This window comes from Rhodococcus sp. H-CA8f (assembly GCF_002501585.1).
GTDB lineage: Bacteria > Actinomycetota > Actinomycetes > Mycobacteriales > Mycobacteriaceae > Rhodococcus_F > Rhodococcus_F erythropolis.
Window position 1 is genome coordinate 1,736,900 of sequence record NZ_CP023720.1, and the last position, 20,385, is coordinate 1,757,284.

At 62.9% G+C, this 20,385-nt stretch carries 19 protein-coding genes; 11 read left to right on the forward strand and 8 right to left on the reverse strand.

All coding sequences use genetic code 11. The features are described 5' to 3' along the window. Positions 1 to 7 precede the first annotated feature (7 nt). On the reverse strand, positions 8 to 1,606 hold the full coding sequence (gene metG, locus CPI83_RS08395; RefSeq protein WP_020908613.1) for a methionine--tRNA ligase: 1,599 nt from the start codon (positions 1,604 to 1,606) through the stop codon (positions 8 to 10). A 21-nt stretch (positions 1,607 to 1,627) separates the two neighbouring features. Here metG and CPI83_RS08400 point away from each other — a divergent pair, with 21 nt between their 5' ends. Continuing rightward, the gene (locus CPI83_RS08400; protein WP_047888456.1) at positions 1,628 to 2,455 is read left to right on the forward strand and encodes a TatD family hydrolase; all 828 of its coding nucleotides are present in this window, start codon (positions 1,628 to 1,630) and stop codon (positions 2,453 to 2,455) included. 77 nt (positions 2,456 to 2,532) lie between these two features. After that, positions 2,533 to 2,922, forward strand: coding sequence for a DUF6578 domain-containing protein (locus CPI83_RS08405; protein ID WP_020908611.1), 390 nt, complete (start codon positions 2,533 to 2,535; stop codon positions 2,920 to 2,922). A 36-nt stretch (positions 2,923 to 2,958) separates the two neighbouring features. Here CPI83_RS08405 and CPI83_RS08410 read toward each other — a convergent pair whose 3' ends face one another. Both CPI83_RS08410 and CPI83_RS08415 read right to left on the reverse strand, forming a co-directional pair. Next, entirely contained in the window at positions 2,959 to 3,726 is a 768-nt protein-coding gene (locus CPI83_RS08410) for an amino acid ABC transporter ATP-binding protein (RefSeq protein ID WP_097387075.1), read from the reverse strand. Then, a complete protein-coding gene (locus tag CPI83_RS08415; protein ID WP_020908609.1) occupies positions 3,723 to 5,171 on the reverse strand; it encodes an amino acid ABC transporter substrate-binding protein/permease in 1,449 nt (482 codons plus the stop codon). Before CPI83_RS08415 ends, CPI83_RS08410 begins: the two co-directional genes overlap by 4 nt. 236 nt (positions 5,172 to 5,407) lie before the next feature. Here CPI83_RS08415 and CPI83_RS08420 point away from each other — a divergent pair, with 236 nt between their 5' ends. From CPI83_RS08420 to rsmA, 3 genes are read left to right on the forward strand one after another with little or no spacing between them, the layout of a single operon-like run. Then, positions 5,408 to 6,532 (forward strand): resuscitation-promoting factor, encoded by a 1,125-nt coding sequence (locus CPI83_RS08420; RefSeq protein ID WP_019744700.1) that lies wholly within the window; start codon positions 5,408 to 5,410, stop codon positions 6,530 to 6,532. Between the two features lie 33 nt (positions 6,533 to 6,565). After that, positions 6,566 to 7,693 (forward strand): transglycosylase family protein, encoded by a 1,128-nt coding sequence (locus CPI83_RS08425; protein ID WP_020908607.1) that lies wholly within the window; start codon positions 6,566 to 6,568, stop codon positions 7,691 to 7,693. Positions 7,694 to 7,702: 9 nt separating this feature from the next. Next, entirely contained in the window at positions 7,703 to 8,602 is a 900-nt protein-coding gene (gene rsmA / locus CPI83_RS08430) for a 16S rRNA (adenine(1518)-N(6)/adenine(1519)-N(6))-dimethyltransferase RsmA (RefSeq protein WP_003946263.1), read from the forward strand. 58 nt (positions 8,603 to 8,660) lie between these two features. Here rsmA and CPI83_RS08435 read toward each other — a convergent pair whose 3' ends face one another. The 3 genes from CPI83_RS08435 to CPI83_RS08445 are packed head-to-tail and all read right to left on the reverse strand — an operon-like array spanning position 8,661 to position 12,053. Continuing rightward, a complete protein-coding gene (locus CPI83_RS08435; RefSeq protein ID WP_084325301.1) occupies positions 8,661 to 10,922 on the reverse strand; it encodes a heavy metal translocating P-type ATPase in 2,262 nt (753 codons plus the stop codon). Then, the gene (locus CPI83_RS08440) at positions 10,922 to 11,836 is read right to left on the reverse strand and encodes a hypothetical protein (RefSeq protein ID WP_092763138.1); all 915 of its coding nucleotides are present in this window, start codon (positions 11,834 to 11,836) and stop codon (positions 10,922 to 10,924) included. Before CPI83_RS08440 ends, CPI83_RS08435 begins: the two co-directional genes overlap by 1 nt. Before the next feature lie 7 nt (positions 11,837 to 11,843). Further along, complete coding sequence (locus tag CPI83_RS08445) at positions 11,844 to 12,053, reverse strand: heavy-metal-associated domain-containing protein (RefSeq protein ID WP_097387076.1); 210 nt, start codon at positions 12,051 to 12,053, stop codon at positions 11,844 to 11,846. 314 nt (positions 12,054 to 12,367) lie between these two features. Here CPI83_RS08445 and CPI83_RS08450 point away from each other — a divergent pair, with 314 nt between their 5' ends. After that, positions 12,368 to 12,571, forward strand: coding sequence for a cold-shock protein (locus CPI83_RS08450; protein ID WP_003946232.1), 204 nt, complete (start codon positions 12,368 to 12,370; stop codon positions 12,569 to 12,571). 97 nt (positions 12,572 to 12,668) lie between these two features. Here CPI83_RS08450 and CPI83_RS08455 read toward each other — a convergent pair whose 3' ends face one another. Then, on the reverse strand, positions 12,669 to 13,637 hold the full coding sequence (locus tag CPI83_RS08455) for a YafY family protein (RefSeq protein ID WP_097387077.1): 969 nt from the start codon (positions 13,635 to 13,637) through the stop codon (positions 12,669 to 12,671). A 96-nt stretch (positions 13,638 to 13,733) separates the two neighbouring features. Between CPI83_RS08455 and CPI83_RS08460 the strand changes: the two genes are divergently transcribed. From CPI83_RS08460 to CPI83_RS08475, 4 genes are all read left to right on the forward strand, one after another. Further along, positions 13,734 to 14,729, forward strand: a complete 996-nt coding sequence (locus CPI83_RS08460; protein WP_097387078.1) for an ATP-binding cassette domain-containing protein — start codon at positions 13,734 to 13,736, stop codon at positions 14,727 to 14,729. Positions 14,730 to 14,766: 37 nt separating this feature from the next. Further along, a complete protein-coding gene (locus CPI83_RS08465) occupies positions 14,767 to 15,543 on the forward strand; it encodes an ABC transporter permease (protein ID WP_019744694.1) in 777 nt (258 codons plus the stop codon). Between the two features lie 81 nt (positions 15,544 to 15,624). Further along, positions 15,625 to 16,560, forward strand: coding sequence for a 4-(cytidine 5'-diphospho)-2-C-methyl-D-erythritol kinase (locus CPI83_RS08470; RefSeq protein ID WP_060939748.1), 936 nt, complete (start codon positions 15,625 to 15,627; stop codon positions 16,558 to 16,560). Continuing rightward, complete coding sequence (locus tag CPI83_RS08475; RefSeq protein ID WP_003946255.1) at positions 16,560 to 18,368, forward strand: ABC-F family ATP-binding cassette domain-containing protein; 1,809 nt, start codon at positions 16,560 to 16,562, stop codon at positions 18,366 to 18,368. The genes CPI83_RS08470 and CPI83_RS08475 overlap by 1 nt, the downstream gene beginning before the upstream one ends. On the opposite strand, the gene CPI83_RS08480 is transcribed toward CPI83_RS08475, so the two are convergent. Further along, on the reverse strand, positions 18,365 to 18,862 hold the full coding sequence (locus CPI83_RS08480) for a TetR family transcriptional regulator (RefSeq protein ID WP_042952546.1): 498 nt from the start codon (positions 18,860 to 18,862) through the stop codon (positions 18,365 to 18,367). The genes CPI83_RS08475 and CPI83_RS08480 overlap by 4 nt on opposite strands. 273 nt (positions 18,863 to 19,135) lie before the next feature. Here CPI83_RS08480 and CPI83_RS08485 point away from each other — a divergent pair, with 273 nt between their 5' ends. After that, positions 19,136 to 20,374 carry an HNH endonuclease signature motif containing protein gene (locus tag CPI83_RS08485; RefSeq protein WP_097387079.1) on the forward strand — a complete coding sequence of 413 codons (1,239 nt, stop codon included), beginning with the start codon at positions 19,136 to 19,138 and terminating at the stop codon, positions 20,372 to 20,374. The last annotated feature ends 11 nt before the right edge of the window (positions 20,375 to 20,385 follow it).

The following is a 20,385-nucleotide window of genomic DNA, read 5'->3' on the forward strand; positions in this document are numbered from 1 at the left end:
GCTTAGCTCATTCCTCGACGAAGCGGGGGAAAACTGGCGCCGGAGCAGGCAGTTTCCGGTTCGCGTCGATGCGTACCGCGATGTCGGCGAACTGTCGGTTCTCTTCGCTCTGGCCGAGCAGATCGAGGATGCGTGACGCCGCGTCGGGCATCACCGGCTGAACGAGAAGCCCGACGATACGGACCACTTCGAGCGTCACGTACAGAACCGTCGCCATGCGTGCCGGATCGGTCTTACGCAGAACCCACGGTTCCTGCTTGGAGAAGTACCGGTTGGTCTCGCCGAGCACGCCCCAGATGGCTTCCAGCGCGAGGTGTAGAGCCTGCACGTCGAACTCGCTGCGGCACTTGGCGAGCAGGGCATCCGCCGATGCCAGCATCGCCAGGTCGTCCTCGGTGAACTCGCCGGGGGTGGGTACCTGGGCGTCGCAGTTCTTCGCGACCATCGTCAGCGAACGCTGCGCGAGATTGCCGAGTTCGTTCGAGAGATCAGCATTCATGCGCGTCACGATCGCTTCGTGGCTGTAGCTGCCGTCCTGACCGTACGAGATCTCGCGGAGCAAGAAGAAACGGACGGCGTCGAGGCCGTACTGATCGACCATCGCGATGGGGTCGACGACGTTGCCGACGGACTTCGACATCTTCTCGCCCTTGTTGTACAAGAAGCCGTGGACGAACACCCGCTCCGGCAGTTCGATGCCGGCAGACATGAGGAATGCCGGCCAGTACACGGTGTGGAACCGCGTGATGTCCTTGCCGATGATGTGCAGGCTCGCGGGCCAGAACTTCTTGAACTCCTCCGAATCGACGTTCGGGTAACCCACACCGGTCAGATAGTTGGTGAGGGCGTCTACCCAGACGTACATGACGTGGTCCGGGTCGCCCGGGACCTTGACGCCCCAGTCGAACGTGGTGCGCGAGATCGAGATGTCCTTGAGGCCGCCCTTGACGAAGCTGACGATCTCGTTGCGGCGTGTTGTGGGGGCGATGAATTCGGGGTGCTCTTCGTACAGCGCGAGGAGACGCTCCCCGTACGCCGAGAGACGGAAGGTGTAGTTCGACTCCTCGGTCCACTCCACCGGGGTGCCGGTCTCGGTGGACTGACGGGTGCCGTCCTCCAGAAGCGTGGTCTCGGATTCGGTGTAGAAGGCCTCGTCCCGAACCGAGTACCAACCCGAGTACGTGTCGAGGTAGATGTCGCCCGATGCGGCCATCTTCTCCCAGATCGCCTTGCTGGCGACCTGGTGATCAGCGTCCGTGGTGCGGATGAACCGGTCGTACGAGATGTTCAGGACCTTGTCGAGGTTCTGGAACACGTCGGAGTTTCGAGCCGCGAGTTCGCGTACGTCGATGCCCTCTTTGATCGCTGTCTGCTGCATCTTCAGACCGTGCTCGTCGGTACCGGTCATGAAGAACACTTCATGACCGTCCAAGCGCTTGAAGCGGGCGAGCGCGTCCGAAGAGATGTACTCGTACGCGTGGCCGATGTGCGGAGCGCCGTTGGGATACGCGATCGCAGTCGTGATGTAGAACGGCGATCGTTCCGCGCCTTCCGGGGCGGCGGAGTCCGGGCGCGGGGTCTGGGAGGGTGAGGCAGGCACAGTCATGGTGGGCTTACTCTATCGGGCGTGAGCAAAGACCGTCCCGCCCCCGATGCCCCTGAGCCCTTGTCGCCTCTGATCGACGCCCATACGCACCTCGACGCGTGTGGCGCACACGACGCTGCGACCGTGGCCGAAATAGTCGATCGAGCCGAGGCCGTCGGCGTCGGACGGGTCGTCACGGTGGCCGACGACCTCGATGCTGCACGCTTTGCCGTCGACGCTGCGAACTGGGATTCGAGGGTTTACGCAGCCGTCGCAATCCATCCGACCAGGGCGAACGTCCTGGATGCCGACACCAGGGCCGAGATCGAACGGTTGGCGTCCAATCCGCGGGTCGTCGCGGTGGGGGAGACCGGGCTGGATCTCTACTGGCCAGGCAAGCTCGAAGGGTGCGCCACGATCGAGGAGCAGGTCGACGGTTTCCGGTGGCACATCGATCTGGCGAAGCGTCTCGGTAAGACGCTGATGATTCACAATCGCGAAGCCGATCAGGATCTGCTGCGGGTGCTGCACGAGGAAGGCGCGCCGGAGACAGTGGTGTTCCACTGCTTCTCCTCGGATTCGGAGATGGCGCGGGCATGCATCGACGCCGGGTATGTGCTCAGTTTTTCGGGAACCGTGAGTTTCAAGAATGCGAAGGCGCTGCGTGAGGCCGCGCTGTTGGTGCCGTCGGATCAGCTGATCGTCGAGACGGATGCGCCGTTCTTGACGCCGCACCCGTTCCGCGGGGCGCCCAACGAGTCGTACTGCCTGCCATACACAGTGCGTGCACTCGCAGACATACGCGGCGAGGATCCGCAGGCGCTGGCAGCAGCGTCCACGGCGACAGCGGAGCGCGTTTACAAGCTCTGACGCTATTCTGGTTCGACAGGTAACTCCGCGCCCGGGATCGTCGTGTCCCGGTCCGTCTACTGCGCGGGGTATTTCAGATGAATGACTACAACGTGGTCACAGTCCGCATCGAAACGTGGGAATTCGAGTGCTGTGCACCGTTGCCGGTGGTCGGCGAAAAATCTTCGTGGGCTTTGCACCCGATACCTGACTCGTTGTGGTTCGACGGGTCGGTTCATGGAGGAATCTTTCCCGACGACGTGGAACCTACTGCCGGGATCGTTCTCTCGATCCGACTCGAGCGCGGCGAATTTGTCGAACAAGAACCCAGACACTGGGTGTTGGTGCCTGGAAGCACCGATCGTGTTCGAGTCGAGAAGGTCCCACCACATTTTCGCGGAATGTCGTCGCTGGTTGCCGGTCGGCGTGGCTGGATGGAGACGGCCGTTGTCGTCGAATTGGCCACCACCTGTGCGCCTTTCCGGTAGTCCCCACTACCAAAAAGGCGCACAGGGGGCTTGCCCCTACAGGACCTTCGCCAGGAAGTCCTGGGTGCGCTGCTGCTGGGGGTTGCCGAACAGGTTCTCCGGCTTGCTTTCTTCGACGATGTATCCATCGGCCATGAAGATGACTCGATCGGAAACCTCACGGGCGAAGCCCATTTCGTGGGTTACGACGACCATGGTCATGCCCTGCTTTGCGAGGTCACGAAGCACCTGCAGAACCTCTCCCACCATCTCCGGGTCGAGGGCGCTGGTGGCCTCGTCGAAGAGCATGATGTCCGGGCTCATCGCCAGTGCGCGGGCAATGGCCACACGTTGCTTCTGCCCACCGGACAGGCTGGCGGGCTTGGCATCTGCCTTCTCCGCGAGACCGACCTGGCCCAGCAGTTTGACGGCGATCTCGCGAGCCTGATCCTTGGTCGATCGCCCGGTCTGCACCGGGGCGAGCATCACGTTTTCGACGACGCTCATGTGTGGGAACAGGTTGAAGTGCTGGAACACCATCCCGATGTGCTGGCGCACCTTGTCGATGTCGACGTCCTTGTTCGTGAGGTCGAACTGGTCGACGCGCACGGAGCCGGCGGTGATGTCTTCGAGGCGGTTGAGGCAGCGCAGGAAGGTGGACTTACCCGAACCGGAAGGCCCGATGACGCAGACCACTTCACCGCTCTTGATGTCGACGTCGAGGCCTTTGAGGACCTCGTTGTCGCCGAACGACTTCTTCAGTCCCTTGACCGAAATCTTGACCTCGGTGTCGGACTTGCCCATGTTGACGGCTGTTTCGGTCACTTGTTGATCCTCTTCTCGAGGCGGTTCGACAGCTTGGTGAGCGCCATGATGATGATGAAGTACATGACGCCGATGATCAGCCACATGTTGAACGACTGGAAGTTGCGCGCGATGATGATGCGCCCTGTCTGAGTGAGCTCGGCGAGTCCGATGACCGACAGGATCGACGTGTCCTTGAGGGTGATGACGAACTGGTTGATGTACGACGGGATCATCGTGCGAATTGCCTGCGGCATGATGACTTTTCGCATCGACTTCATGTAGCTGATGCCCAGGCTTCGTGACGCCTCCATCTGTCCCTTGTCGACGGACAAGATGCCGCCGCGGACGATTTCAGCCATGTACGCACCGGCGTTGAGCGAGAGCGTGATGATGCCTGCGGTGAAGGCGGACATCTGGAAATGCAGGGCTGCCGGGATGCCGAAGTAGATGAAGAACGCCTGCACCAACAGCGGTGTGCCGCGGAAGATGTCGACGTAGGTCGTGCCTATACCTCGGACGAACATGTTGGTGGACACGCGGCAGAGACCGAAGATCGCACCCAGGACCAGAGCGATCGCGATCGAGACGACCGAGAGAACGATCGTCAACCACAGGCCCTTGAGGAGCTGGGGATAGGTGCTCTTGATCAACCCGATGATGGAGTTGTCCGACGTCGACGCGCCCTGACCGAGGTAGGTCGAGACGATTTCGTCGTACTGGCCGTCGTCGCGCAGGTTCTGCAGTCCAGCGTTGAACATCTGGAGCAGTTCGGCGTTCTGGCCCTTGTTGACTGCGAAGCCGTAGCTCGCACCCACCTCTTTTTCGGTGACCGTCTTGAGGCCGTTGCCCTGGGTGATGCCGTAGGCGAGGACGGGGTAGTCGTCGAAGACTGCGACGGAGTTTCCGGTGCGGACCTCGTCGTACATGCTGGCGGAGTCGGCGAAATAGACTGTGGTGAAGCCGTATTGGTCCTTGATGGACTCGGCGAAGCTGGCGCCCTCGGTGCCGTTCTTGACCGCGACGCGCTTGCCCTTCAGATCCTCGTACGACTTCACGTCGTTGTCGGTCTCGAGGACCGCCATCTGCACGCCCGACTCGAAGTACGGGTCGGAGAAGTCGAAAACCTGCTTGCGGGCGTCGGTGATGGACATGCCGGCGATGACGCCGTCCGCCTGCCCGGCTTGCACGGCCTGAAGCGCAGCGTCGAAGCCGAGCTGCTTGATGTCGACCTTGAAACCTTGGTCCTCGGCGATCGCGTTGAGGAGATCGATGTCGATGCCGACGAGTTTGCCGTCTTCGTTCTCGAATTCGAACGGGGCGAATGTCAGATCGGTGGCGATCGTGTAGGTGCGACCGGGTTGCGCGCTCGCGATTCCGGGGGCGAACAGCGCTGCGATCAGCGCCAGCAGGATGGCCAGGATCGGCCACCTGGCATTACGTGGTCTGTCGAATCTTCTTCGCACTATCGCCCAGCTTTCTTCTGTCGCGCCCGGGATCGCCGGACTGCTTTGAACCAGACGAGAACATACTGCGCCCAGAGCTGAATCGATACACGGGTATCGGAGCCGGAAAGTGCAGAACACACGACACGCCGTTGCCGTTCCGTGACAAAAGTCGCATTTCGTTGTGATTTGGTTGCCGATACAACGCTCGGTCGTTACCGTATTGTGATCGAACGTCGTCTGCCTTGGGATTTCCTGTGTCGCCTTTTGCCAAGATCAACTCCACGAAGTCACCACTTCTCTATTCAGTGGTGGGTGCGTTGCTTCTGACGCTCATTGTCGGAGGTGCGCTCGCCGTGGTTCGGCACAAGACGATCACCCTCGACGTCGACGGCGACATGATTTCGCTGTCCACGATGTCGAGCAGCGTCGGTACCGCTCTCGAGGACGCCGGATACCCGGTCGATCCCAAAGACGCGCTCGCTCCGAGCGCCGATTCCTCGCTGTCCGACGGCGATACCGTCGTACTGCGCCGTGCCCGTGAGTTGGCGCTGACCGTGGACGGTCAGCCGACGACCATCTGGACCACGGCATTGACGGTCGACGAGGCATTGAAGCAGGTAGATGTTTCCGACGACTTCGCAGTCTCGGCTTCGCGCTCGCATCGTCTGCCCCTCGAACGCACCGAGCTCGACGTCGTCAGCCCGAAGACCGTCAGCGTCAGCGACGGTGGTGCTCCGGCGGCCGAGATCAAGCTCGCCGCCGTGACCGTCGGTGATCTTCTCGCGGCCAAGAATGCGCCGCTCGAGCAGGCCGACTCGGTGGTTCCCACCGCTGACACACCCGTTACCAACGGCCTGACAATTCAGGTCACCCGCGACCGCACGGACACTCGCGTCGAGACGCAGCCGATCGCGCCGCCCGAGAACAAGGTCGAAGATCCCGAGCTCGAGAAGGACAAGACCGTCGTCGAAAACCCGGGTGTTGCCGGCGAGCGCACGGCCACCGTCGAGGTCAAGACCGTCAACGGCGTCGAGGCCGGACGAACCGAACTGTCCGCGACCGTGATCAAGGAACCGGTCGCAGCAGTGGTGAAGGTCGGAACCAAGCAGACTTCCGCGCCCGCTGTGTCCAACGCGTCGACGTGGGACTCCATTGCTCAGTGCGAAGCGACCGGAAACTGGGCCATCAACACGGGCAACGGTTTCTACGGAGGACTTCAGTTCACCCAGAGCACCTGGGAAGCATTCGGCGGCGGTCAGTACGCAGCGCGCGCCGACCTCGCATCACGTGAACAGCAGATCGCGATCGGCGAGAAGGTCCGCGCCGGTCAGGGCTGGGGTGCGTGGCCGTCCTGCACCAGCAAATTGGGCCTGCGCTGACGCGCCGACACTCCACACAGAACTCAGGAACCCATGTCACCGTTCGCCAAGATCAACTCGACCAGGTCGCCGTTGTTGTACTCGGCGATTGCCGCTCTTCTCCTGACGGTTCTCGTGGGTGGCGTTCTGGCCGTCGTCCGGCACAAGACCATCACTCTCGACGTCGACGGTGAGCAGATTCACCTGAGCACCATGTCGACCAACGTCGACGGCGCTCTCGAGGACGCGGGTTACCCGATCGGTGACAAGGACGCGGTTGCTCCCGCGGCCGACGCGTCGCTGTCCGACGGCGACACCGTGGTGCTCCGTCGTGCTCGTGAGATCACGCTGACGGTCGACGGTCAGCCGCAGAAGCTCTGGACCACCGCCTTGACCGTCGACGACGCGCTCAAGCAGTTGGATGTCTCAGCGGATGTGCACGTGTCGGCGTCGCGCTCGCAGCGTCTCCCGCTCGACGGCGCCGCGCTCGACGTCTTGACACCTGTCGTCGCAAAACTGGTCGACGGCGCAAACGCGGCGGCCGACGTGCGTATCGCGGCACCGACGGTGGGCGAGTTCCTTACGGCCAACGGCACTCCGCTCGAGCAGTCGGACACGGTGGTTCCCGCCGCCGACGCTCCGCTGACCGAGGGCCTCGAGGTCACGGTGACGCGCAACCGCACCGAGAACAAAGTCGAGACCTTGCCGCTCGATCCGCCGGATCAGCGCATCGAGGATCCGACGATGAACCAGAGTCGCACGATCGTCGAGAATCCGGGCGTTCCCGGCGTGCGTGACGTGACGTTCGCCGTGAATCTCGTCAACGGTGTCGAGGCCGGACGTACACAGGTATCGGAGACGATCACCACACCGGCGCAGCCGAAGGTCGTGCGCGTGGGAACGAAGCCGGGCACCGAGGTGCCGCCCGTGGAGAACGGTTCGACGTGGGACGCGCTCGCACAGTGCGAGGCCACCGGCAACTGGGCTATCAACACCGGCAACGGTTTCTACGGCGGCGTGCAGTTCGACCAGAACACGTGGGAACGGCAGGGCGGGTTGAAGTATGCGCCTCGCGCCGACCTCGCAACCCGTGAAGAGCAGATCGCGATCGCGACGCAAACGCAGCGCACTCAGGGCTGGGGCGCATGGCCGTCGTGCTCGGGTCGCCTCGGACTGGGATAAGTTCTACTGGTGTCAGACGCCGAACAATCGAACGAACCCATCGCTACTCCGCGCGGGCAGGCAGCCCTGCTCGGTCCGGTCGAGGTGCGCGCTCTCGCCGAGGAATTCGGTGTCCGGCCCACGAAACAGTTGGGGCAGAACTTCGTTCACGACGCCAATACCGTGCGACGCATCGTCACCACGGCAGGCGTCACTCGTGACGATGTCGTTCTCGAGGTGGGGCCGGGTCTCGGTTCGCTGACGATGGCGCTGATGGACGTCGTCGATCGTGTGATCGCGGTCGAGATCGATCCCAACCTTGCGGCTCGCCTTCCCAAGACGGTCGCCGAGCGAGCGCCGGAGTTGGCCGATCGACTGACCGTCGTCGAAGCGGACGCGATGCGTGTGCTGCCTTCACAGATTCCCGGCGAGCCGACCGCGCTTGTCGCGAACCTCCCGTACAACGTCGCGGTGCCGGTGCTGTTGCATCTGTTCGCATCGCTCCCGAGTCTGCGGACCGCACTCGTGATGGTGCAAGCCGAGGTTGCCGATCGCCTGGCGGCTGATCCGGGAAGCAAGATCTACGGCGTTCCCAGCGTCAAGGCCAACTTCTTCGGCGAGGTTCGCCGCGCCGGTGCCGTCGGACGCAACGTGTTCTGGCCGGTGCCGAAGGTGGAATCAGGTCTGGTTCGTATCGACCGGTACGCGGAGCCGCCGTGGCCGATGGACGAGAAGCACCGCAAGCAGGTTTTTGCGGCGATCGATGCCGCATTCGCGCAGCGCCGCAAGACTTTGCGTGCCGCGCTCAGCGGGTGGGCAGGTTCGCCTGCCGAGGCCGAGCGACGGCTCCTCGCTGCCGGCATCGAGCCACAGACGCGTGGCGAGATGCTCGACGCAGCAGCCTTCGTTCGGCTGGCTGGAGGCGAATAGCCCCGTGCGCGGTTAAGGAGTGCAGGGACTCCCTAACCGCGCACAGGGGCTTGCCCCCTTACTTGAACCGCCGCAACCTCAGGCTGTTGCTCACCACGAACACACTGCTGAATGCCATTGCGGCACCAGCGAGCATCGGGTTGAGCAGGCCGGCCGCAGCCAGCGGGATCGCAGCCGTGTTGTAGGCGAACGCCCAGAACAGGTTGCCCTTGATGGTCTTGAGCGTCTTGCGGGACAGTCGAATTGCATCGGCTGCCGACCGCAGGTCACCTCGAACCAGGGTGATGTCGCTGGCCTCGATTGCAACGTCGGTGCCCGTGCCCATCGCCAGACCGAGATCGGCCTGAGCCAGGGCCGCCGCGTCGTTCACGCCGTCGCCGACCATGGCTACGACGCGTCCTTCCGCCTGCAGCTTCTTGACGGCGTCGACCTTGTCCGCCGGCATGACCTCGGCGAAGACGGTGCTGATCCCGACCTGATCCGCCACAGTGCGGGCGACGGTGGCGTTGTCACCGGTCAGCAGAACCGGTTCGAGGCCGAGTGCCTTCAACTGCGCGATTGCTTCGGCGCTCGTGTCCTTGACCGCGTCGGCGATTACGAGGATGCCGTGCGCCTTGCCGTCCCAGCCCACCGCGATTGCGGTGCGCCCGGCCTTCTCTGCTTCAGCTTTCGCGTCACGGAGATTTTCCGGCAACGGCATCGACCAGTCGGCGAGCAGCGCGTCTCGGCCGGCAACAACGGCATGACCCTCGACCATTCCCTGCACGCCGCGACCGGCGACGTTCACGAAATCCTCGACCGCAGGCAATTCGCCCACGGCTTCGGTCGCACCCTTCGCGATCGCAGCGGCGATGGGGTGCTCGGAGCGATGTTCGAGGGCGCCGGCCAGCCGAAGGACCTCGTCGACGGTTGTTCCTTCGCCCACCACGGTGTCCAGCAATGTCATCTGACCGGTGGTGACGGTTCCCGTCTTGTCGAGCACGACGGTGTCGACTGCGCGCGTCGATTCGAGCACCTCGGGTCCCTTGATGAGGATTCCCATCTGGGCTCCGCGGCCGGTGCCCACCAACAGAGCTGTGGGCGTTGCCAATCCGAGAGCACAGGGGCACGCGATGATCAGGACGGCGACCGCAGCGGTGAATGCCATCTCGATGGGGTTGCCGGTACCGAGCCAGTAGCCCAGTGTCGCAACGGCAATCGCGATGACGACCGGTACGAAGATGCCGGCGATTCGATCGGCGAGGCGCTGAACTTCGGCCTTGCCGTTCTGGGCGTCTTCGACCAGTGCCGCCATCTGGGCGAGTTGGGTGTCGCTCCCGACTCGGGTGGCCTCGACGGTCAAGGTTCCACCGACATTGACGGTGGCCCCGACGACGGTGTCTCCGACACCGACCTCCTCCGGGACGGATTCGCCGGTCAACATGCTCATGTCGACGGCTGAGCGGCCTTCGGTGATGATGCCGTCGGTGGCGATTTTCTCGCCGGGCCGAACGATGAAGGAGTCGCCCGCTGCCAGTTCTTCGGCGGGGATTCGTACTTCGACGCCGTTTCGCAGTACCGCGACGTCTTTTGCGCCGAGTTCCATGAGCGCGCGTAGTGCGGCGCCGGACGTGCGCTTCGACTTGTGCTCGAAGTAGCGTCCGGCGAGCACGAACGTGATGACGCCCGCGGCAACCTCGAGGTAGATGTTGGCGCTGCCGTCCATCCGGTCGACCGTCAGTCTGAAGGCGTGTTTCATTCCCGCTTCGCCCGCGGTGCCGAAGAACAGTGCATACAGCGACCAGACGAACGCTGCGACGGTGCCCAGCGAGATGAGCGTGTCCATCGTTGCGGCGCCGTGACGCAGGTTGACCCAGGCAGCCCGGTGGAAGGGAAGGGCCGCCCACACGATGACCGGTGCGGCCAGCGTGAGGGAGAGCCACTGCCAGTTGTCGAACTGCAACGCAGGAATCATCGCCATCGCGATGACCGGCACGGAGAGCAGAGTCGAGATGATCAGGCGGGTACGAAGCTCGCGCAGATCACGATCCTGCGGGGTTTCCGCATCCGGGTCGACGGTGTCTGGCGCGCTGGGCGGTTTCGGGAGCGCGGCAGCGTAACCGGCATTCTCGACGGCGGTGACCAAATCTTCGACGGGTACCCCGTCCGGGAAGGTGACCTTGGCTTTTTCCGTCGCGTAGTTGACCGTGGCTGTGACGCCGTCGATCTTGTTGAGCTTCTTCTCGATTCGTGACGCGCAGGAGGCGCAGGTCATTCCGGTGATCGCGAGTTCGACGCTGCTCGAGTTGGCAGCATTGTCGACCGCAGTCGGTGACGTCATCAGTGCCCTCCCTCGTGATTGTCTGGAACTGAAGCTGCGGAAGTGCCTGCATCAACAGTGAATTCGGCGGTGCGAACCACGCCCTCGTGCTGGAAGTCGAGGAACAGTCGGTATGTGCCTTCGCTGGGCGCCTGTGCGTGGAAGGAAATGTCAGGACCGGGAGCAGTGACGCCGTCGCCCGGTTCACCCTCGGGGTGAACGTGCAGGTAGGCGAGGTCGCCGGTGCGAAGCGCAACAAGATGACCGTAGGCACCGAGGTACGGATCGAGATCGGTGACCGGGGCTCCGTCGCGAGCAACGCTCAGCGTGATCGGGCCGCCGGCAGTGGTCAGATCACCGTCGAGAGTCACGGTGTATCCGTCGACGGTTGCGGTCGCGCTCTTCGCGGGCAGCGGCGCAGGAGTGAATTCGCCTGCCACGTCGAAGTTTCGGCCGAGTGTCAGTTGGGTGCCGTCGGTGGGATCGAAGTCCGCGAAGACTCGGTAGGTGCCGGCGACGGGCCAGGTCCAGTCGATCGACCAGGTGCCGTCTGCGGCGAGAGAAGGATGTACGTGGCGGAATTCGCTGGTGTCGTTTCGGACGACGATGAGGTGGAGCTTCTTCTCGTGCAGGAGGTCGAAATCGACGACGGGCTTGTTGGTGCTGTCGAGAATCCGGAAGGTCAAGGTTCCCGGTTCCCCAGCTCGACCGGGTGCGGTCACGTCGGTGAGTGTGTATCCGCCGGAAGAGACTTCGAGCCCTGCGGGTGTCGCCGAATCCATGCCTGGCATCGATTCAGCGGTTGATTCGTGAGTGCTGTGCTGGGTAGTGGACATGTCTATCGGGCTTCCGATTGCGGCCCCCACGCCGAGGGCGGCGCCGAAGACGGCGACCAACCCTACGGCGTAGGTGGCAAGTGTTGTCGAGGTGCGCACGGCTGACTCAGCTTGGTACGACTGCGTAGCCGGCTTCGTCGACTGCTGCGACGACGTCGGCTGCGGAGACGGGGGCATCGCTGGTGACAACGACGCGTCCGCTCGCCAATTCGACATCCACCGCGGTTACGCCCGCGATGCTGCCGATCTCTTCCTTGACGGATCCGACGCAGTGTCCGCAGGTCATTCCGGAAACGGTGTATTCGGCGGTGGTCATCGCAGATCCTTTCGCTTGTGTAAAACTCATTTTACGGATACCCGGTGTAGGTATCTCCCTGGGACTGAAGGTACCCCCAGGGGGTATGCCTGTCAACGGGTTGGGCAGTGACGAAGGCCTCAGGGAAGACAACAGGGCGGATGTGTGGTCTACTTGTGTTGGTCGTAAGTGTTTGTGTTTGTGTTTCCACGCTCGCAAATGGTTAGGTTGCGAGCGTTTGGACATCCTCCACGGATTTGTCTCAGAACGGTCGTAGTAAGTGACCCGGGCGGTCGAAGCGACTGCCTGTTGACACTGTGTTAGAGGAGATTTACATGGCAGAGGGCATCGTGAAGTGGTTCAACTCCGAGAAGGGGTTCGGCTTCATCGCTCCCGAAGACGGCAGTGCTGACGTCTTCGTTCACTACTCCGAGATCCAGAGTGGCGGCTTCCGCACTCTCGAGGAGAACCAGCGCGTGGCGTTCGAGATCGGTCAGGGCAACAAGGGCCCGCAGGCCACCGGCGTTACCATCGTCTAAGACGTCCATGTGAGTCGGGCAACCGACGCATGCCGTACTGACAAGACCCCAACTCTTCGGAGTTGGGGTCTTGTTGCATTTTGGGTGAAAAGTGCTCTCACGCATCGAGATAACGCTGAGCGGCCACTGCGGTTTCTGCTGCGATCGCGCGGCATTCCTCGCGGAGTTCGGGTGGATTCACAACGGTGAAATCGACGTCGAAAGCCCTGAGCCACATTGCGATCGACCGTAGGGAAGTGCCCGAAAGCACTATGACGCAACGCCCTTCGTCGGTGGACTCCACTGATCCCCACTGCTCATTGACCATTGGTGCTATCTGCTCGATGGGTGCATGCAGTAGAACTGTTGCGCGCGTGGAGGAATAAGCCCGGGCGACGCCGCGCGAAACGAAGTCTGCCGCGCCACCGGCCGGTAGTTCCCGCGGCGTGAACCGCGGACCGGTGGGAATCTTGGGTTCCATCCGGTCGACGCGGAACGACCGCCAGTCTTCGCGAGATAGATCCCAAGCCACCAGATACCACCGAACACCCGACCGTACGAGCCTGTACGGTTCCACCTCGCGTCGGCTCTGGGTGCCGTCGTGAGTGCTGTAGTCGAATCTCAAACGCTCGTGGTTGTGGCATACGGACGCGATGGCGGACAGTACCGACGCATCGACTGCGCTCGCGGCGGGCTCGCGTGGCACGACGTCGATCGACAGCGACTCCAGACGGTGTCGCAGCCTCGACGGCATGATCTGCCGCAGCTTCGCCAGCGCGCGCATCGAAGCCTCGCCGATGCCGACCACAGAGCCGGTCGCTCCGGACTGCAACGAGAGCGCCACCGCGAGCACTTCTTCGTCATCGAGCTGTAGCGGGGGCATCTCCGCGCCCGCTCCCAGGCGATATCCACCGCCGACGCCGACCGTCGCGTCGACCGGGTAGCCGAGATCGCGGAGGCGGTCGACGTCACGTCTGACTGTGCGCGGGGTGATCGCGAGCTTGTCTGCGAGTTCGGCACCGGACCAGTCTCGACGTGTCTGGAGCAGTGACAGCAACCGCAGTAGGCGAGCCGATGTCTCCTTCATGGCAAGAAGTCTGCCAAACATTTAGGACCCAATGCGTCCTCAATTGAAATTAGGTTGGTCCACATCCGACCAGTCGAGAAGAAATTGGGGCACATCATGAGTCGCATCAACAACGGCAGACCGATGATCGAGACGGAGGCGCTCACCAAGCACTTCGCCCAGGGCAAGAAGCTCGTGGAAGCGGTCAAGGGAGTCACTCTCGATGTAGCGGAGGGCGAGTTGGTCGCCTTGCTTGGACCGAACGGTGCCGGAAAATCGACGACGTTGCGCATGCTGACCACCTTGCTCGAGCCCACATCCGGTACTGCGCGGATCGCAGGATTCGACATCGCTGCGGCACGAAACGAGGTGCGCTCCAGCCTCGGATACGTCGGACAGGGGAACGGAGCCGGCCACAACCAGCGGGTTCGCGACGAGTTGGTGACGCAGGGGTTGTGCTACGGAATGCCCAAGGGCGAGTCGCAGGTCCGGGCCGACGAATTGCTGCGTGATCTCGAACTCACCGAGTTGGGTACTCGAAAGGTCAGTACGCTGTCCGGCGGGCAGCGACGGCGGCTCGATATCGCTCTGGGCCTGGTCCATCGCCCACCGCTCCTGTTCCTCGACGAGCCGACCACGGGCATGGACCCGCAGAGTCGGGCCAACCTCTGGGACCACATCCTGCGGTTGCGGCGCGAGATGGGCACCACGATCGTGCTGACCACGCACTACCTCGAAGAAGCGGATTCGATGGCAGAGCGGGTCATCGTCATCGACGAAGGCACTGTCATCGCGGACAACACCGCTGCCGCACTCAAGGCCGATCTTGCCGGAGATCATTTGTTGCTCACGTTCGACAACGCCGAAGCGGCCGCCATCGCGGCGTCGGTGGCCGAGCAACTTGTCACTGTGCGTGACGTCACGGTCGAGGCAAGCTCGGTGAGTATCCGTGCCGGCGAGGGTGATTCGACGCTTCCGGTATTGCTGCGTGAAGCCGATGCCCGCGGCGCCCGCGCAGTTACTGCCGACATCACCAGGCCGACTCTCGACGACGTTTTCCTCACTCTCACCGGCCGCAGCCTGCGCGAGAGCGCCGCCGCGGTTGCTTCCTAGAACTACGACGAAGAACTACGACGAACAGGAATCCGCCATGACAATCACACTCGATACCCCACGTAGCGCGCACGGCAACATTGTTCGAGACAGCGCGATCGTGATGGGCCGTGAACTGCGACCGATGTTGCGTGACCCGGTCAGCGTCATCTTCAGCCTCATCCAGCCGCTGATCCTGTTGGCCCTGTTCGGGCCTCTGCTCAAAGGGGTCCCGGGTACCGGTGACGGCGTATGGAATTGGTTCATCCCCGGTGTATTGGTGATGATCGCGATCTTCGGCACGACGATGACCGGTTCCAACCTTCTGATGGAGATGCAGCAGGGATCCCACGAGCGAATGTTGGTGACTCCGCTCAGACGCTCTTCGTTGTTGATCGGGAGGGCATGCAAGGAGATGGTTCCGCTTGCGGCGCAGGCGATTCTGATCATCCTTGTTGCGCTACCGCTCGGATTGGACGTCAATGCAGCGGGCGCTGCGCTCGGAATCGTCCTGCTGGGAGTCTTCGGCGTCGGACTCGGTGCGCTCTCGTACGCTCTCGCTCTGGCTGTGCGGGAGCAGGATTGGATGTTCTGGGTCGTTCAGCAGACGCTGATGTTCCCGCTCCTGATCCTGTCGGGAACCATGCTTCCACTCGATGACGCACCAGGTTGGATGAAGGTCCTCGTGAACATCAATCCGCTGGGCTACGTCGTGGATGCCGAGCGGGCTCTCTTTGCCGGTGACTTCGCGTCGGGCAGCGTTCTGGCAGGAATCTTCGCTGCCGTCAGCGTGGCTGTGGTCGGGCTGGGGATAGGCGTGCGCGCGGTGAAATAGCGTGGGTGTGCTTGCTGTCGGATGGGGTGCGGCGGTCGCAGGTTTTCGCCCAGGTGTTCGCAGCGCCTATTGTTGTTCCTTGTGCTCTCCGTCGTTCCTCGCCCCGTAGTTGTCCGGGCCCCGTCCAAGGTGAATCTCCACCTTGCCGTCGGGGACCTGCGAGACGACGGCTATCACGAACTGACGACCGTTTTTCAGGCATTGTCGCTGGCAGACACCGTCACGGTGGCGCCTGCGGACACCTTGACCGTGCGGGTGATCGGCGACGACGCCGCGGCCGTACCGACCGATCGCACCAATCTCGTGTGGCGCGCCGCCGAGATGCTGGCCGCCGAGGGTGGCGTGGCTTCGAATGTCGAGATCGTCATCGAGAAGGGCATTCCCGTCGCAGGCGGTATGGCCGGCGGGAGCGCCGACGCGGCAGCCGCGTTGGTTGCGCTCAATTCGTTGTGGAAACTCGACTTCTCGCGGCCTGATCTCGACGCCTTCGCGGCACGTCTCGGGAGTGACGTTCCGTTCTCGCTGCACGGTGGCACTGCCCTCGGAACCGGTCGCGGTGAACAACTTGTCCCCGTCTTGACGCGCCGCACCTTTCACTGGGTGTTGGCGCTGGCCAAGGGAGGCTTGAGCACGCCGGTTGTCTTCCGGGAACTCGACAAGCTTCGCGCCGAAGGCACACCGAATCGATTGGGTACCGCTGACGAGTTGATTCACGCGCTCACCACCGGTGACCCTCATGTGCTCGCTCCGCTGCTCGGAAACGATCTGCAGGCGGCAGCACTCTCACTCAACCCGGATCTACGACGGACGCTGCGAGCGGGTGTCGAAGCCGGAGCTTTGGCCGGCATCGTCTCCGGCTCCGGACCGACGTGCGCCTTTCTCTGCGCCGACGCACAGTCCGCGGTGGAAGTGAGCGCAGAACTTGCGGGAGCGGGGGTGTGCCGCACCGTTCGCGTGGCGAGCGGACCCGTTCCCGGAGCACGAATACTCGACAATGCGGCAAAGGGACAGCACTGATGGCGAATCTGATCAATCTGGAAAACGTGTCGAAGTCTTTCGGCGTCAAGCCGTTGCTCGACGGGGTCTCCCTGGGCGTGGAGGAAGGCGAGCGCATCGGTGTCGTCGGCCTCAACGGCGGCGGCAAGACGACCATGCTCGAAGTCCTCGCGGGTGTGGAGCAGCCGGATTCGGGACGCGTGAGCCGCGTCGGCGGATTGCGCATGGCCGTCGTGACGCAGCGCGGTGTGTTGCCTCCAGGCTCGACGGTCGGTGAAGTGGTCCTGGGGCCGCTCGGAGTGGCTCAGCACGAGTGGGCCGGCGACGCGCGCATTCGTTCAGTGCTCTCGGGAATCGGCATCGACAACTTGGGCGCAGGCGGCGAGCGGTCCGCATTGGACGCCAAGGTCGACGGCCTGTCCGGCGGTGAGCGTCGCCGTGTGGCTCTCGCTGCGGCTCTGGTTCAAGACCTCGACCTGCTCGTGCTCGACGAGCCGACCAACCACCTAGACGTCGAAGGTGTTCAGTGGTTGGCCGAGCACCTTGTCTCGCGTCGCAGCGCGCTTGTCGTCGTGACCCACGATCGCTGGTTCCTCGACACCGTCGCCACCCGAACCTGGGAGGTTGTCGGTGGCGGCGTCGAAAGCTACGAGGGTGGCTACAACGACTGGGTGTTCGCCCGCGCAGAGCGTTCGCGTCAGGCCGACGCTTCCGAAGAGCGTCGACGCAACCTTGCGCGCAAGGAACTCGCATGGCTGCGCCGCGGTGCGCCGGCCCGTACATCGAAGCCGAAGTACCGCATCGAGGCCGCGGAGGCCTTGATCGCCGACGTTCCGGCACCTCGTGACGCGGTGGCACTTGCGTCCTTCGCCCAGCGTCGACTCGGCAAGGTTGTCATCGAACTCGAAGACGCGCGTCTGGAGACCCCGGACGGCCGCGTACTCGTCGAGGATCTGACCTGGCGGCTCGCTCCGGGGGAGCGTGTAGGCCTGGTCGGTGTCAACGGCTCGGGCAAGACGACTCTGCTGCGGACGCTGGCCGGTGAACTCGAGCCGGCAGCAGGCAAGCGCATTCAGGGGCAGACCGTCCACATCGGTTGGCTCAAGCAGGAACTTGACGATCTGCCGACCGACATGCGTGTACTCGACGCGGTCAAGGACGTAGCCGAGCGAATCACGCTGGGGGACAAGGAAGTGTCAGCCGGTCAGCTGGCTGAGCGGCTGGGCTTCACACCGGCGCGTCAGCGCACCCCCGTCGGTGATCTGTCCGGTGGTGAGCGCCGCCGTCTGCAGTTGACGCGTGTCCTCATGGCCGAGCCCAACGTTCTGCTTCTCGACGAGCCCACCAACGATCTCGACATCGACACGCTTCAGCAACTCGAGGATCTGCTCGACGGCTGGGCGGGCACCATGGTGGTCATCTCGCACGACCGGTACCTGATCGAGCGCATCTGTGACACCACCTGGGCTCTCTTCGGTGATCGCAAGCTCACCAACCTGCCGGGTGGTATCGAGGACTACCTGCGTCGACGCGCAGCGATGGGGGACGGCGACAACCCGTCGGTGGCCTCGACCGCGAGTGGTGCGTCGAAGAGCAAGCAGGTCCGCGACGGTGCTGCGGATCGCGCTGCACGCAAGGAACTTTCGAAGCTCGAGCGGTCCATTGCGAAGTTCGACGACCGCGAGAAGAAGCTGCACGCTTCCCTCGCCGACGCAGCCACCGACCCGGACAAGCTGCAGAAGCTCGGGGCTGAACTCAAGCAGGTCATCGCGGATAAGGAAGCCGCCGAGGAGCAGTGGATGGAGCTGTTCGCCGAGCTGGACGGCTAGGGGAACTTCGCTCCGAATTTCTTGAAGATTCGCTCTGGATCCACGCCCTCCGGTGCTTGCTCGCGTAGCAGTGCGTCCAGAACGACCCCGTCCAATGCTGCGACCAACTCCGTTGCATCGGACGAGGTCATGCCGCGTTCGACCAAGATGTCGACAAACCGATCCCGACCACGCACCAGTTCCACTGCGAGGTCGGGATCGTGGAATGACGCGATGATCAGTTCGTAACGCGCCCGGGTGCGGCCGGATTCAGGCCCCAGCCACCGGGCCACTTGTTGCTTCGGCGTCTCGCCTGGGCGAGGAAGATCGCCGTCCAGAAGGTGTCGCACCACCTCGACTATCAGTCCACGTTGATTTGCGAAGTAGTGCCGTGCGCTGCCGTGTGGCACGCCCGCCTCGTCTTCGACGCCTCTCATCGACCAGGCTCGAAACCCAACCCGGCCCAGCAGGTCGAGCCCGGCGTCCAGAAGTGCTTCTCGCGTCGATTTCTCCACGCAGAGAAGATACCGTGATACGTTCTTCTCCGCGTGGAGAAGTTCTTGAACTGGGTTGAACTCACTGGGGGTGAAGCATGGTCGTCTTTTTCGACATCCTGCTCGTGCTGTGTGTTGTTGCGATTGTGTGTTTTGCGGGGTATGTCTTCTATCGCGTGATATTGGACGACTAGGTGAATGTTGATGTACTTCAACAGGTCTCGAGTCTTGATGTTTTCGAAGTTGTCCGTTTTGTCTCTGGCTCTCGAAAGTATGTTCGATTAAACTTTGAGCATGGACAGTCGGGATGCGTGGCAACTGGATGGTGAGGACCTCAAGGGTGAGGTTCTGGATCTGGTGCGCGCCCGGCACGAGTTGCAGTCGCGGTTGGTGTTGTTGATCGTGGAGATGTTTTCCCGAGAGGTTCTCGGCGGGAAGGGTTTTCGGGCGATCGCGCAGTGGTTGCACGGTTCGACGAATCTGGAGATCGGTGAGTGCAGTCTGCTGGTCGGGTTGGCGCGGTTGTTGATGCTCGAACCCGTTGTGGGCGATGCGTTTCACCGTGGTGACGTGGATGAGTTGAAAGCGCGTCAGGTGGCGTCGTTTTGTCAGCATCCACCGAAGAACATGACCCTGGCGGATGTGGACAAGGCCCGCGGGATTCTGCTTCGGTTGGCGTCGAAGAAGATTGCCGATTGTGATGCGGTGCGGGCGGCGATTCGGCGGATCGAGAAGCAATTTGGCAAGCGTGAGGACGGTGTTCCGGTCGGGGAAGATTCGGAACGGAACGAGTTCTACGCCTCGAAAGGCTTGTACGGGCGGGTGTCGGTGAAGGGTGATCTGGATGCGGTGAACGGGGCGCGTCTGATCACGTTGTTGTCTAGCCTGTCGGCTCCGACACCGGAGAAAGACGGCGTCAAGGACACCCGCACGCCGGCATTACGACGGGCCGATGGGTTCTGCGAACTCCTGCGCCGGTACGAGCGAGCGGGGTTGGGCCCGATCGAAGGCGGAGTGAAACCACACATCACGGTCACCGCCAGCGCGAAAGACATGACGGACCTGCAAGCTTTGAAAGACCTCCTGCCGTCCACTGAGGAACTCGGGTTTGCGTGGACGGATTGGGTGGGTCCGATCAGTATCGACACTGCCCGGATGTTGGCGTGCGACTGCACCGTGACGCGGATCTTGTTGGATGAGAATGGTGTTCCGCTCGAGTGCGGTAAGGAAGCGAGAACAGCAACGGTGCCGCAGCGGCGGGCGTTGGCGGTTCGGGATGGTGGGTGCGCGTTCCCGGGGTGCGGGACTCCGTCGGGGTGGTGCGATGCTCACCATATTGTTCACTGGGGTGATGGTGGCCCAACAGATCTCGACAACCTGATCTTGTTGTGCGGTCATCACCATCGGACGCTGCACCACACCGAGTGGCGTGTCGAGATCGGCCCGGATCGGAAGACGGTGTTCTACCCACCGATGTCGATCGATCCGCACCAGCATCCGATCGGTGGGAACAGTCCGCCCACCGCGGCGTGAATCGCGACAAC